Annotated in this window: 12 protein-coding genes, 1 tRNA gene and 1 riboswitch; of the genes, 5 read left to right on the top strand and 8 right to left on the bottom strand. The window is 67.1% G+C overall.

The features are described from left to right. Nucleotides 1-4 precede the first annotated feature (4 nt). On the top strand, nucleotides 5-1,165 hold the full coding sequence (locus ACQR2C_RS27285) for a GDSL-type esterase/lipase family protein (RefSeq protein ID WP_316237349.1): 1,161 nt from the start codon (nucleotides 5-7) through the stop codon (nucleotides 1,163-1,165). 132 nt (nucleotides 1,166-1,297) lie between these two features. Here ACQR2C_RS27285 and ACQR2C_RS27280 read toward each other — a convergent pair whose 3' ends face one another. Beyond that, on the bottom strand, nucleotides 1,298-2,521 hold the full coding sequence (locus tag ACQR2C_RS27280; protein WP_434874021.1) for an O-succinylhomoserine sulfhydrylase: 1,224 nt from the start codon (nucleotides 2,519-2,521) through the stop codon (nucleotides 1,298-1,300). A gap of 76 nt (nucleotides 2,522-2,597) precedes the next feature. Beyond that, a riboswitch (SAM riboswitch) is annotated at nucleotides 2,598-2,677 on the bottom strand. Between the two features lie 112 nt (nucleotides 2,678-2,789). Between ACQR2C_RS27280 and ACQR2C_RS27275 the strand changes: the two genes are divergently transcribed. Further along, nucleotides 2,790-3,896, top strand: a complete 1,107-nt coding sequence (locus tag ACQR2C_RS27275; RefSeq protein WP_434882499.1) for a 2'-deoxycytidine 5'-triphosphate deaminase — start codon at nucleotides 2,790-2,792, stop codon at nucleotides 3,894-3,896. Nucleotides 3,897-4,024: 128 nt separating this feature from the next. Further along, nucleotides 4,025-5,497, top strand: a complete 1,473-nt coding sequence (locus ACQR2C_RS27270) for an MATE family efflux transporter (protein ID WP_434882498.1) — start codon at nucleotides 4,025-4,027, stop codon at nucleotides 5,495-5,497. A 4-nt stretch (nucleotides 5,498-5,501) separates the two neighbouring features. On the opposite strand, the gene ACQR2C_RS27265 is transcribed toward ACQR2C_RS27270, so the two are convergent. The 5 genes from ACQR2C_RS27265 to ACQR2C_RS27245 all read right to left on the bottom strand — a co-directional run bounded on the left by ACQR2C_RS27265 (nucleotide 5,502) and on the right by ACQR2C_RS27245 (nucleotide 8,455). Then, a complete protein-coding gene (locus tag ACQR2C_RS27265) occupies nucleotides 5,502-5,903 on the bottom strand; it encodes an SRPBCC family protein (protein WP_434882497.1) in 402 nt (133 codons plus the stop codon). A 10-nt stretch (nucleotides 5,904-5,913) separates the two neighbouring features. Further along, on the bottom strand, nucleotides 5,914-6,273 hold the full coding sequence (locus ACQR2C_RS27260; protein ID WP_434882496.1) for a VOC family protein: 360 nt from the start codon (nucleotides 6,271-6,273) through the stop codon (nucleotides 5,914-5,916). A gap of 51 nt (nucleotides 6,274-6,324) precedes the next feature. After that, complete coding sequence (locus tag ACQR2C_RS27255) at nucleotides 6,325-7,164, bottom strand: helix-turn-helix domain-containing protein (RefSeq protein ID WP_434882495.1); 840 nt, start codon at nucleotides 7,162-7,164, stop codon at nucleotides 6,325-6,327. A 75-nt stretch (nucleotides 7,165-7,239) separates the two neighbouring features. After that, a complete protein-coding gene (locus tag ACQR2C_RS27250; RefSeq protein ID WP_434882494.1) occupies nucleotides 7,240-7,812 on the bottom strand; it encodes a methylated-DNA--[protein]-cysteine S-methyltransferase in 573 nt (190 codons plus the stop codon). A 223-nt stretch (nucleotides 7,813-8,035) separates the two neighbouring features. Next, complete coding sequence (locus tag ACQR2C_RS27245) at nucleotides 8,036-8,455, bottom strand: SPW repeat protein (protein ID WP_434882493.1); 420 nt, start codon at nucleotides 8,453-8,455, stop codon at nucleotides 8,036-8,038. A 226-nt stretch (nucleotides 8,456-8,681) separates the two neighbouring features. Between ACQR2C_RS27245 and ACQR2C_RS27240 the strand changes: the two genes are divergently transcribed. Further along, nucleotides 8,682-8,755, top strand: a tRNA-Gly gene (locus ACQR2C_RS27240). A gap of 34 nt (nucleotides 8,756-8,789) precedes the next feature. Here ACQR2C_RS27240 and ACQR2C_RS27235 read toward each other — a convergent pair. Together ACQR2C_RS27235 and ACQR2C_RS27230 are read right to left on the bottom strand one after the other, a co-directional pair. Next, complete coding sequence (locus ACQR2C_RS27235) at nucleotides 8,790-10,652, bottom strand: AMP-dependent synthetase/ligase (RefSeq protein ID WP_434882492.1); 1,863 nt, start codon at nucleotides 10,650-10,652, stop codon at nucleotides 8,790-8,792. 174 nt (nucleotides 10,653-10,826) lie between these two features. Next, entirely contained in the window at nucleotides 10,827-11,192 is a 366-nt protein-coding gene (locus ACQR2C_RS27230) for a nuclear transport factor 2 family protein (protein ID WP_434882491.1), read from the bottom strand. A gap of 165 nt (nucleotides 11,193-11,357) precedes the next feature. Here ACQR2C_RS27230 and ACQR2C_RS27225 point away from each other — a divergent pair, with 165 nt between their 5' ends. Further along, the gene (locus ACQR2C_RS27225; RefSeq protein WP_434874015.1) at nucleotides 11,358-11,717 is read left to right on the top strand and encodes a hypothetical protein; all 360 of its coding nucleotides are present in this window, start codon (nucleotides 11,358-11,360) and stop codon (nucleotides 11,715-11,717) included. The last annotated feature ends 139 nt before the right edge of the window (nucleotides 11,718-11,856 follow it).

Below are 11,856 nucleotides of genomic sequence, written 5' to 3'. Positions count from 1 at the left end.
GTTCATGACGTCGAATGAGTGTCACCGCGTATCCGGGACATGGGAGAAGCTTTCGGCCGTTGCGGTCATTGCCATCGCCCTCGCGCTGAGCCCGCAGACGGTACGGGCGCAGAGCGCAGCGCCGGCTGCACCCGCCGCGCTGTCCGATGTGGAGAGCTCCGGTCCGAAGACTCCGCTGATCAGCGAGCTGCGACCTAGCATCGGACACGTCACATTGGCGCAGGCGAACGATCAGGTGCGCGGGCCGATCGCCGCGGTGCGCCCGGCGGCCACGACCGCGCCGCCTGCGGCGACGACTGCGCCGGCCATGACCGATGCACAGCCGCCGGCCGCAGCCGGGCAGGCCGTCGCGGCCACGCCGCCGCAATCGCGCAGCATCACCGAGCGGGCGATCGACAAGGTCAAGCAGGTCGCCAAATCGGCCACCGACATCTTCAACCGCGTGCCATGCCTGGCGCCGAAGGGCGTCGCGAAGAAGAATTTCATTTCGCTGCCGCACGTCGCCAACAAGCTCGCCTCCGGCCTGCCGATCGTGATCGTCGCCTTCGGCTCATCGTCGACGCAGGGCTATGGCGCAAGCGCGCCGGACTACACCTATCCGAATCGGCTCGCCGCGCAGCTGCGCCGGCAATATCCGATGGTCGACATCAGCGTCATCAATGCCGGCGTCGGCGGCGAGGATGCGCCGGAGATGATGAAGCGGATCGAGACGTCGGTGATCGACCGTCACCCGGATCTCGTGATCTGGCAGGTCGGCACCAATGCCGTGCTGCGCGATCTCGATCCGGCCGAGACCGCCAGGCTGGTCGAGGACGGCGTCGCCAAGATCCAGGCCGCAGCCTCCGATGTCGTGCTGGTCGATCTGCAATATTCGCCGCGCGTGAACGAGCGGCAGGAGAGCGCGGGTCGCATGAACAAGCTGCTCGGCCGCATCGCCGAGCTGCATCACGCCGGCATCTTCCCGCGCTTCGAGGTGATGCGCGACTGGCACGAGCGGCAGGCGATCCCGATGAACGAGTTCGTGATCTCGGACGGCTTGCACATGAGCGATTGGGGTTATGCCTGCTTCGCGCAACTGCTCGGCGACGACATCATCCGCTCGGTTGGCCAGGTCAAGCTCGGCATCAACGCGCCGGCCGAGGTGCCGACCTATCGGCCGATGTGACGCCGCGGGCGTTATCCCGGGGCGCTCGCCGCGCGAGCGAACCCCGGGATCCGGAGGTGATGTGCGGATGAGGAATGACGAGTAGCGCGCAGGGATGAGATCGGTCTACTCGCGACGCCACTTCACCATTCGCTACGCCGCGCTGAGGGCGGCGTCGAGATCCTCGATCAGATCGTCGGCATGCTCGAGCCCGGCGGAGAAGCGGATGAAGCCCTCGCTGATGCCGAGCTCGGCGCGCGCGTCCGGCGTCAGCCGCTGATGCGTGGTCGTCGCGGGATGCGTGACCAGCGTCTTGGCGTCGCCGAGATTGTTGGAGATGCGCGCGAGCCTCAATCCGTTGAGCATACGGAACGCCGACGCCTTGCCGCCCTTCACCTCGAAGCCGACCAGGGTCGAGCCGGCGCGCATCTGCTTCTTGACCGTCGCCGCCTGCGGATGGTCCTCGCGTCCGGGATAGATCAGCCGCGAGATCTTCGGATGCGCGGCGAGAAAATCGGCGACCTTGCCGGCGGTCTCAGTCTGCGCGCGCACGCGCACCGCGAGCGTCTCCAGGCCCTTGAGCAGGACCCAGGCGTTGAACGGCGAGATCGACGGGCCGGTCTGGCGCATGAAGTTGTGGATGTGCTCGGCGATGAACGCTTCCGACGACAGGATCACGCCGCCGAGGCAGCGGCCCTGGCCGTCGATGTGCTTTGTCGCGGAGTAGACGACGACGTCCGCGCCGAGCGCGAGCGGGCTCTGCCAGATCGGCGTGGCGAACACGTTGTCGACGATCAGCCGCGCGCCATGGGCGTGCGCGATCTCGGCGATCGCGGGAATGTCCATCACGTCGAGCGTCGGATTGGTCGGGCTCTCGAGGAAGAAGCTCTTGGTGTTCGGCCTGACCGCCTTCTGCCACTGGTCGAGATCGAGCCCATCGACCAGCGTCGACTCGATACCGTAGCGCGGCAGGAGATCCTCGACCACGTAGCGGCACGAGCCGAACAGCGCCTTCGCCGCGACGACGTGATCGCCGGCCCGCAGGGGGGCCAGGATCGCGGTGGTGACGGCGGCCATGCCGGTGGCGGCCGAGCGGCAGGCCTCGGCGCCCTCGAGCTCGATCATGCGGCGCTCGAACATCGCCGTGGTCGGATTGGAGAAGCGCGAATAGATGAAGCCGGGATCCTCGCCCTTGAAGCGCGCCTCGCACTCCTCGGCGGTGGCGTAGACGAAACCTTGCGTGAGATAGAGCGCCTCGGCGGTCTCGCCGAATTCGGAGCGCAAGGTGCCGGAATGCACCAGCCGGGTTTCGGGACGGTAGTGAGCGAACGACGCCGGGGCCTTCGCGGGGGACTTCGACGCAGGAGAATTGGACATGTGACCTCCATCGTGACCACCGCTGCTGGCGATGGGCACAAAAAAACCGGCCTGGGAAAACTCCTCACGGCCGGGATCACATTCGTCCCCGGCCTGTTTAGCGACTTATTTAACGTGGCTGCAAGCCGGCCGGCTCAAATCACCACGGGATAAGTGGTGCTCATAGTCGCAACCGGCCTTTCCGTCAAGCCGGCCATCGGATAACCGGTCAAAAGACCCTATATTGGCTCCACAAGCCGCCGTTCCGGCGCCTGCAAAGGATCAGGCCTTGCCGTTTTCGCTTCCCGCCGACGCCCACGGCATCCTCCCCGATCGCATGATCGTGGCGATGGCGGAGGCCGGCCTGATCATTCCCGAATATGATTTCGTCGAGAGCCAGATCCAGCCGGCGAGCTTGGACCTGCGGCTCGGCGACGTCGCCTATCGCGTGCGCGCAAGCTTCCTGCCCGGGCCGGGCGCGACGGTCGCCGAGCGCATCGACGAGCTCAAGCTGCACGAATTCGCGCTCGCCGACGGCGCGGTTCTGGAGACCAACTGCGTCTACATCGTGCCGCTGCTGGAGAGCCTGGCGCTGCCGAAGGACATCGTCGCGGCCGCCAATCCGAAGAGCTCGACCGGCCGGCTCGACGTTTTCACCCGCGTGATCGCCGACGGCACGCGACGCTTCGACATGATCGGCGCCGGCTATCACGGTCCGCTCTATGCCGAGATCAGCCCGAAGACGTTTCCGGTCCTGTTGCGCGAAGGCTCGCGCCTGTCCCAGGTTCGCTTCCGCTATCGCGACGCGGTCCTGTCAGAGGACGAATTGATCGCGCTGCACCAGGCCGAGCGGCTGGTGGATCGCGATGATGCGGATCTCGCCGGCGGTGTCGCTCTGTCCGTCGACCTCTCAGGCAGCAATGCGAACGGCTATGTCGGCTACCGCGCCAAGCGCCATACCGGCGTCGTCGACGTCGACCGCCGCGCCGGCTATCCGGTCGAGGAGTTCTGGGAGCCGATCAAGGCACGGCCCGACGGCAGCCTCATCCTCGATCCCGGCGAGTTCTACATCCTGGCCTCGAAGGAAGCCGTGCAGGTGCCGCCGGACTACGCCGCGGAGATGGTGCCGTTCGATCCGCTGGTCGGCGAATTCCGCGTCCACTATGCCGGCTTCTTCGATCCCGGTTTCGGCTATGCCGGCGCCGGCGGGCAGGGCTCGCGCGCGGTGCTCGAGGTGCGCTCGCGCGAGGTGCCGTTCATCCTCGAGCACGGCCAGATCGTCGGCCGCCTGGTCTACGAGAAGATGCTGGCGCGTCCCAACGCGATGTATGGCAGCCGCATCGGCTCCAACTACCAGGCCCAGGGCCTGAAGCTTTCCAAGCACTTCCGCTTCTAGCCGGCTGCGTCTGCCGCGCACCCCCAATGCGCCTGCCGCGCAGGGCGCGCGCCAGCGCCGTGCTAGGAAAGCGAAAGCAATCGAACGACAAGACGGCCGCGACCTGCGCGGCCGAGCGGGGAGCTGAGATGTCCGAGATCGGCCTGGCCGACAATCCGGTCGGCGAGGGGCGTGCATTGCCGCCCCCCGAGAAGCCGATGCGGAATAAGCTCGTCGACGGACCCATCCTGCGCACCCTGCTGTCGCTGGCCTGGCCGAACATCATCGCCAACACGGCCGGCACCTGCGTCGTCATTGCCGAGACCTCCTATATCGGCCGGCTCGGCATCGAGGCGCTGGCGGCGATGGCGCTGGTGTTTCCGCTGGTGATCCTGACCATGACGATGTCCGGCGGCGCGATGGGCGGCGGTGTGGCCTCGGCGATCGCACGGGCGCTGGGCGCCGGCGACACCGATCGCGCCTCGACGCTCGCCTCGCATGCGCTGCTGATCGCGCTGCTGTTCGGCGCGACCTTCATGATCGGCATGCTGGTGTTCGGCCCGGCCTTGCTGGAGTTGCTCGGCGGCCGCGGCGCGGTGCTGAGCCATGCCACGGCCTATCTGCAGATCTTCTTCGGCGGCGCGATCCTGCCCTGGCTGATGAACTCGATGGCCGGCATCCTGCGCGGCACCGGCAACATGAAGCTGCCGTCGTTCATGATCCTGAGCTCGGCGATGCTGCAGATCGTGCTGGGCGGCACGCTCAGCCTGGTCCTCGGGCTCGGTATGCGCGGCGTCGCCGCCGGCGCGCTGCTGGCGTTCTGCGTCAGCATCTCGGTGATGGGCTGGTACCTATTTTCGGGGCGCGCGCGCGTCCGGCCGAAGCTGCGCGGCCTCAGGATCAGCGGCGCGATGTTCGCCGACATTCTCAAGGTCGGCGCCGTCGCCTGCTTCTCGCCGCTGCAATCCGTGCTGTCGATCGCGATCTTCACGCATATGCTGGCGTCGTTCGGCACCGCGGTGCTCGCCGGCTACGGCATCGGCGCGCGGCTCGAATTTATGATGACCACGGTCGCCTTCTCCGTCGGCATGGCCTCGGTGCCGATGGTCGGCATGGCGATCGGCGCGCAGCAAGTCGCACGCGCCCGGCGCATCGCCTGGACGGCGGGGCTGGTGTCGTTCGCATCGGTTGGCGCGCTGTCGACGCTGATCGCGATCGTCCCGCAATTGTGGGTCGACATCTTCACCCAGGACGAGAGCGCGCGCAGCGCCGGCCGGCACTATCTTCAGGTCGCCGCGCCGATGTATGCCTTCATCGGCCTGGCGATCTCGATGTATTTCTCCTCGCAGGGCGCGGCCAGGGTGGTCGGCCCGGTGCTGGCGCAGACGGTGCGGCTCGTGTTCATCGCCGCAGGCGGCTCCTATCTGCTGAGCCATGCCGCGACCGAGGGCGACTTCTTCATGCTGGCGGCGTCATCGATGGTGCTGCTCGGCGTACTGACGCTCGCGAGCGTCATGCTGACGCGCTGGGGGCCGAAGCCGGCCGCAGCGCTGGAGCTGCGCCCGGCCGTGCTGGTTGCCGGACGCAATCCTGATGCGCACGCGCCGCCGCGTATCGGCTGAGCCGTTATCCGCGCAGCCTGCCCAGCGTGTCCTGCATCGCGCGCGCGCCGAGCTCCATCTGCTGCTCGATGTAAGGCGCGATCTCGTTCGGCAGCACGTCGGTCGTCCAGATCACCCGGCAGCGCTCCTCGCCGTCCGGGATGATCTGAAACGACGCACTGTGCTGGCTGATGCGCTCGTTCTTGATGGCATAGACGAGGCGCCGGCGTTGATCGTTGCAGTCGACCAGCTGCTCGCGCGTCACGCTGCCGTTGGCGAAGCTGACAATGCGGACGTCGCCGTCGAGCCTGGTGTCGGTCACGAAGCCGCGCGCCACCCTGGTATGAACAGCGCCGAAATCGCGCACGGCGTCCCACACTGCAGCCGCTGGGGCTGCGATCGGAATGTCCTTCTGGATGGATGCCATGGGCTTGACCTCACGGACACACGGCTTCGATGTTGTTGCCGTCGGGATCGATCAGGAAGGCGGCGTAGTAGGTCGGACTGTAGTCCGCGCGCGGGCCGGCGCCGCCATTGTCGCTGCCGCCGGCCTTCAGCCCCTCGCTGTGGAATCTGGCGACGGCGGCATGGTCCTGGGCGCGGAACCCGATATGGGCGGCGCCTTTGCTGGCGCCCTTGTCGAGATACAGCCACAGCGCCGGCTCGCCCTTCGGTCCGATTCCGGCCGAGGTTTCGTCCTTGGAGCAAAGGATGTGGCCGAGCGGCGCCAGCGCCGACGTGTAGAAGCGGACGCTGGCGTCCAGATTGTCGACCTTGAGGCCGATATGATCGTACATCGATGATCTCCATGCTCGCATGCGGCTGCCGCACGCGCTGGGATCATCCAATCAATGGCGGCTCAGACGGTCTTGGAGAATCTTGCGCTCGCCGCGCGAGGCCTTGCGAAACCTCGCCGGCGACACGCCGGCAGCGCGCGCGAAGGTGCGGGTGAAATTCGACAGATCGGCAAAGCCCGAATCATAGGCGATGGCGGTGACCGGCGAGTCCTCCTCGCTGAGACGCCGCGCGGCGCGCCGCAGGCGGGCGCGGATCAGATATTGGTGCGGCGTCACGCCGATCGTGGCCGCGAACAGCCGCAGGAAATGAAATGGGCTGACGCCGGCTTCGTGCGCCGCAGCGGCCAGGTCGATGTCGCGCTCCGCATTGTCGTCGATCCACAATGCGCTCTCGACCGCGCGCCTTCGATCGCGCAGGCTTGGCATCGCCGCCCGTTCCTGCTGGCCCGTGGCGGTCGCGACGAAACGGCGGGCGATGATCTGGCCAACCTCGTCCAGACCAAGGTCCTGCTCGCGCGCGGCGACGGCCTCCGCGAGCTCAGCGAGGACCATGAGCTCCGGCAGCGGCGGCATCGCGCCGGCCCGCCAGGCCTGCCTGTCGCCGCCGATCTCGTCGATCAGCGAATCGTCGAAGAAGAACGACAGGCATTCGTCGCCGCAGACGTGATCATGCGTGCACATGAACTCATCGCCGGGATGGCCCACCAGCAGCGCCCCGGTGACCAGCTCGAAGAAGCGGCCGCGATGCCGGCAGCCGAAGCTGCCCTTGCGCACATAGGAAAGCGAGTAGCCGGCAAACTGCTCGACATAGGGACGCTCGCCGGGCACCGCTGCACAGCGGAACTCGGACACTGTGACGTCACGGCTTTCGAACAGGATGGTGGCGGTCATCCTGCAAATCTAGCGCATTGCGGCGGAAAGTGGAGGCCGTCGCGCGAGATAATCTGCGCGACGCGAGGCGCCCGCTTACGACGCGCGTGGCCGGTCGACGGCGAGAAACGCGTCGAACAATGTCAGGCCCGCCTGAGGCCGTGCGCCTTCGAGCGACAGCAGCCGGCGCTTGGAGACGATGCCGTTGTTGGGCGACGGCTTGTCGAGGCCGTTGCCGATGTCGCGGACGCGGTGGCAGGGAACGATCAGAACGAGCGCATTCCTGCTCAGCGCCTGCGCGATGGAATTCAGCGCCTTGGGCACGTGCAGTTCGTCTGCGATCGCGTCGGCGCTGCGCGTCTCGCCGCGTGGAATCGCGCGAATGCAATCGTAGACGCGCTGGTTGAAGGGCGGGACGCCGTCGAGGTCGAGCGCAATGTCGGAGAAGTCGACATCCTGCCCGCGCAGCATGGCCGTGATGCCTTCGATGGCGAGTTCAGTATTCGAACACGGGCGCTGCTCCCGTGCGTCGGGAAACTGGCGAAACAGGCGCCGCCGTGTCTCGATTTCGCGTGCTTCCGGCAATTGTACGCCGGTGATTCCGGCATCGCTCCATGCAATGCCGCAACGGCCGAGGGCCGTATCAAAGATCGTATACCCACGCCCCATGACGCCACCCCAACCCCACGCGCATCATATCATCGTCACGATCGCCCGCATCAACTTTGTTTACAAAGTGTTAACAGCGCGGCCTGACGGGGGCGGGTTTGCCCTGATTTGGGTGATGGTTGTCAAGCGTCGCGTTGCGATCGCATTCTGCGATCTCTGTCATTGGCATCGCGATCGCGGAATGCGGCGCAGCACGCAGGTGAAGCGCGATCGGCAAGAGCCGCTACGGCCGGCTCACCGATGCAGGCCTATCGTCGGCAAAATCAGTATCATGCGCGAGCCACAGTTCGAGCAGGCTCAGGAAGGTCACGGCGATCCCGATGGTGATGCTGACATGCATCGCCGACGTATGCACGAATCCGAGCAGCCACGGCGCTGCAATCAGCCACATGCCAAGCGCGACCTTCAGCCACTCCTCCCAATCGGCAAACGCCAGAAGGCCGCCGAGCGAGAGCACGACGACGGCAGCCCCCGCCAACTCGGCATCGATCCGGCCGGCGCTGCCGGCGAAGCCGAACAGCCAGGGCGCGACGGCCAGGAACAGCCCGCAGCCGAGAGTGTAGACGTCGAGCGCCGACGGGCCCGACATGACGGCGAGGGCTTTCGAGGGGGCGGTCTGAGACGCGGGGCTGTGGCTCTGCATGATGTGAGCTCCCAGGACCTTCACGGCGGCGAAGCAGGAGGGGCGCCGTTTCCAACGGGCCAAGCGCGGCCGGCCCGATCCGTTCCGGAGCCCGCGGTCGCGGCCGATCACGATCGGGCGATCCGGCCGGGGCCGAACTCTCGAGACCGCCACGCCCGAGCGTTGGCGGTCTCGTGGCAACAAGCCGCTTGGCGAAACGCATGGTCTCGGCTAAGCATTGGCGAGCGCGGGCGTAGTTCAATGGTAGAACGGCAGCTTCCCAAGCTGCATACGAGGGTTCGATTCCCTTCGCCCGCTCCAATGCCGCAATGTCTCGCTGCGACGTCCTGCGGAATCAGCTTCGTACGAGAGCCGACGGCGCCACTGCCGCGCGTTTCGCATAGATCGCCTCGATCTCCTTCGCAAAGCTCCGCTCGATCGCCGGACGCTTGTTCTTCAAGGTCGGCGTGATCAGGCCTTCCTGCACGGTCCACGGCTCCAAGGTCCAATGCACCGCCTTCGGCGTCGCATAGGATGGATAGGCCTTCACGGCGCGCGCGATGTGGCGCAGCAGAGAGGCCGCCTCGGCCTCCGGGCCGCGCTGGCCGTGCGCCGCGAGCCGCGCCTGCTGCTCGGCCCAGCCCTTGGCGTTGAGCACGACGACCGCGGCCAGGAACGGCCGGTTCTCGCCGATCACGATGGCTTGCTCGAACAGCGGGTCGGTCAGGATCGCGGTCTCGAGATCGACCGGCGCGATCTTCTCGCCGGTCGAGGTGACGAGGATGTCCTTGATCCGGCCGGTGATGGTGATGCGTCCGCCGTCGATGCGGGCCTGGTCTCCGGTGTGCAGCCAGCCGTCGGCTTCCTTGGTGCGCGCGGTCTCCTCCGGACGGTGCCAGTAGCCGAGCATCACGTTCGGGCCGCGCACCATCAGTTCGTCATTGTCGCCGATGCGCACCTCGATGCCGGGCAGCGCGCGGCCGACGGTGCGCGGGTCGTTGTCGTCGGGCGTGTTGACGCTGACGACGGGCGAGGTCTCGGTCATGCCGTAACCCTGCAGCACCTCGAGCCCGAGCGCCAGGAACAGCCGCACCACCGGCTCGGCGATCGGCGCGCCGCCGCTGACGGCGACCCGCAGCCGTCCGCCGAACCGGGCCAGCACCTTGGCGGCGACCAGGCGTTGCAGCAGCGGCCACGCGATACGGTCGAACGCCGAGAGTCCCGTCCCGCGTCCATGCTGCGCATCGAAGCGACGGCCGCCGATCGCGATGGTCAGGTCGAGCAGCGCCCGTTCGAGCGGGTTCGCGGTCCCGCGATGATGCATGACCAGCGAGTAGATGCGTTCGTAGATGCGCGGCACCGAGATCAGGATGGTCGGACGCACCTCCGCCAGATCTTCGGACAATTGCTTCACCGAGCGCGCATAGGCCACGCAGGCGCCGATGGCGATCGCGTAGTAGTAGCCCGCGGTGCGCTCGAACGTGTGCGACAGCGGCAGGAACGACAGGAACACGTCGTCGGTGTCGGCCGCGAGCCGCTGATGAATGGCCTTGAGGTTGGAGACGACGTTGTCGTGCGACAGCATCACGCCCTTGGGCCGGCCCGTCGTGCCCGAGGTATAGACGATGGCGGCGAGGTCGTGCGGCGCGACGGCGACCTGGGGGCCGGGAGGCACGGCGTTGCCGGCTGCACTCAACCACGCCTCCAGATCGACGAGGCGCGGATCGCCGGCCGTGACGGCCGATCGCCGTTCGGCGCAGACGATGCGCCGCAGCTCGGGCAGGGCCTCGCCGACCGCCGCGATCTCCGCCCAGCGGGCGTCCGAATCGACCAGCAGCAACCGGGCGCCGGAATCGGCGAGGATGTAGGCGATGCTGTCGGCATTGTCGACGGCGTGCATCGGCACCGGCACCAGGCCCCGCGATAGCGCCGCCTGGTCCATGGCGAGATGCGCAGTCCCGTTCGGCATCAGGATGGCGATACGCTCGCCCCGGTCGAAGCCCTCGGCCGCAAGCGCCCGCCGCCAGCGGTCGACGACGAGATCGATGTCGCGCCAGCAGAGGCTCCCCCACCGGCCGCTTCGCGGGTCGAAATGACGGTAGGCCGGCTTGTCCGGGCTCTGTGCGACGCGCCAGCGCCAAAGCTCGGGCAGGGTGGTGATGGCGGCCAGCGTGCCGGCCGCCATGGCGTGATCATCGATGGGACTTGATTGCTGCACGCCTGTCTCCGGCGATCCTGAACTCCGTCGCGAGCAGAAGCTCTGCAGCGGCGGACCGGGTCCGACGTTGACGTAGCGCAATCATCGGAAGGCAGGTCGTGCGTCTGCGCATGGGAGCCCGGCCATCACGGCAGGCCGACACGGCAGCGGAAGCCGGACCGGTCGGAGCGTCCATCAGGCGCCCTGCGGGACCTTGTCGAGAAACCCGGTGACGCGCTGGATGCGGCCGTCGGCCAGCTCGACGAAGTCCGTGCCCTGGATCGGAGCTTCCGCATTCTCGGCGCCAAGCTCCCAGGAAAAACGCAGATGAGGACCGTGACCGTCCGCGGCGCCGATCAGGCGAAAGCGGAAGTCGGGAAAGCGCTGCTGCACGCCCGCGACCAGGCCATCCACCGCCTCGCGTCCTTCGCCGCGCATCATCGGGTCGACATAGAGCGCATCGGCGGTCCAGTGACGTGCGAGCAATGCGCCGCGCTGCGCGGCGTCGCGTTCGTTCCACAGCGCGATGTAGTTCTCGGCGATTTCGGTCGGGTTGGTCATCGGTGCTCTCCATGTTGTGAACGATGAGGAGCGCATGATCGCGCCAGGCGCGCAGCGAATCGATTACGTCGAACGTCATCTCATCCGGAATGACAGAACTGTAAGTTGCCGCCTGTCCGCGCGAGGCCTAGGTCTCGCGCGGCGGCGGTGCGGGGAATGCGTCTCATGATGTCCGACACTTGGAAGTGGATTGCCGTCGCGATCTGCCTGGTGCTGTTCACGGCGGATACCGTGCTCAAGCCGCAGGACAAGCCCAATCGCATGGTCTTCTTCGAGCTGCATCGCGGTGAGAGCCCGACGATGATCGGCATGATGCGCGACGACCTCTTCAAGCTGCCGGGACGCGGCGCCAGCCGCATCCGCGATGCGCTGGCGCGCGGCGAGACGTTAACGGTCTGGCAATATGAATTAAAAAAGATTGAAGACGGCAGCTATCAGGAGGTGCCGGAGCGGCAGATCGAGCTCGGCGCCGCCGATGCGCCGCTCGTCACCTTCGGTGCGCGGATTCGGCTGCCCGATAATTAGTTCGATCCGCCGGGGCCGTGAGCGTCGGGAGGCCGATCGTCTCCCGGCCGCTGGCGCGATGTCGGCGCGACCTCGCTTCATCTCCTCCCGATCAGACGGCGCGGTGCCGCCTGACCCCACCGCAGTCATTGCGGCGCAG

Origin of the sequence: Bradyrhizobium sp. HKCCYLRH3061 (assembly GCF_051168015.1) — a bacterium.
In the GTDB taxonomy this organism is placed as follows: Bacteria; Pseudomonadota; Alphaproteobacteria; order Rhizobiales; family Xanthobacteraceae; genus Bradyrhizobium.
Note: the sequence above shows the minus strand (reverse complement) of the source record. Positions and strands in the feature narration are given on the sequence as shown.

What these genes read in the sequence shown, in the direction of transcription:
- ACQR2C_RS27285 (WP_316237349.1), top strand. Translation starts at nt 5, where the DNA reads ATGACGTCGAATGAGTGTCACCGCGTATCCGGGACATGGGAGAAGCTT.
- ACQR2C_RS27280 (WP_434874021.1), bottom strand. Translation starts at nt 2,521, where the DNA reads ATGTCCAATTCTCCTGCGTCGAAGTCCCCCGCGAAGGCCCCGGCGTCG.
- ACQR2C_RS27270 (WP_434882498.1), top strand. Translation starts at nt 4,025, where the DNA reads ATGTCCGAGATCGGCCTGGCCGACAATCCGGTCGGCGAGGGGCGTGCA.
- ACQR2C_RS27265 (WP_434882497.1), bottom strand. Translation starts at nt 5,903, where the DNA reads ATGGCATCCATCCAGAAGGACATTCCGATCGCAGCCCCAGCGGCTGCA.
- ACQR2C_RS27260 (WP_434882496.1), bottom strand. Translation starts at nt 6,273, where the DNA reads ATGTACGATCATATCGGCCTCAAGGTCGACAATCTGGACGCCAGCGTC.
- ACQR2C_RS27255 (WP_434882495.1), bottom strand. Translation starts at nt 7,164, where the DNA reads ATGACCGCCACCATCCTGTTCGAAAGCCGTGACGTCACAGTGTCCGAG.
- ACQR2C_RS27250 (WP_434882494.1), bottom strand. Translation starts at nt 7,812, where the DNA reads ATGGGGCGTGGGTATACGATCTTTGATACGGCCCTCGGCCGTTGCGGC.
- ACQR2C_RS27245 (WP_434882493.1), bottom strand. Translation starts at nt 8,455, where the DNA reads ATGCAGAGCCACAGCCCCGCGTCTCAGACCGCCCCCTCGAAAGCCCTC.
- ACQR2C_RS27230 (WP_434882491.1), bottom strand. Translation starts at nt 11,192, where the DNA reads ATGACCAACCCGACCGAAATCGCCGAGAACTACATCGCGCTGTGGAAC.
- ACQR2C_RS27225 (WP_434874015.1), top strand. Translation starts at nt 11,358, where the DNA reads ATGATGTCCGACACTTGGAAGTGGATTGCCGTCGCGATCTGCCTGGTG.